This is a genomic window from Flavobacterium psychroterrae (genome assembly GCF_018380615.1).
GTDB classification, from domain to species: domain Bacteria; phylum Bacteroidota; class Bacteroidia; order Flavobacteriales; family Flavobacteriaceae; genus Flavobacterium; species Flavobacterium psychroterrae.
Genome location: NZ_JAGYVZ010000088.1, coordinates 1 through 352, shown reverse-complemented (window position 1 = coordinate 352; position 352 = coordinate 1). Strand labels below are relative to the sequence as shown.

Sequence of the window (352 nt, the reverse complement as noted above, 5' to 3'; positions counted from 1 at the left end):
AAAACGGAGACAAGCAACTCGATGGAATATTAAAAGGTATTTGGGATAGAAACGGATATAAAAGAGGAACATTAGACAGTCATGTAAGTACTGAAACCGTGCCTATATTATCATCATTAATCTTAACTGGAAATCATTCGCCGGATGATGAAGCTTTGATAACTCGTTTACTGTGGTTAGACATGAGTAAAAATACTTTTACAGATGATGAAGTAAAAAAGTATGATGAACTTGCAGATATGACAGAAAAAGGGATCAGTTCATTTACGGACGATTTATTAAAAGAAAGAAAAAGATTTTTTACGGATTTTAAAACCAAATTCAGGCTCTATAAAACAAGTATATCCGCAAA

The 352-nt window shown here is 32.4% G+C and carries 1 pseudogene; it reads left to right on the top strand.

The features are described 5' to 3' along the window. Positions 1 to 352 (top strand): annotated as a pseudogene (locus KHA90_RS25175) (DNA primase); the annotation flags it as partial.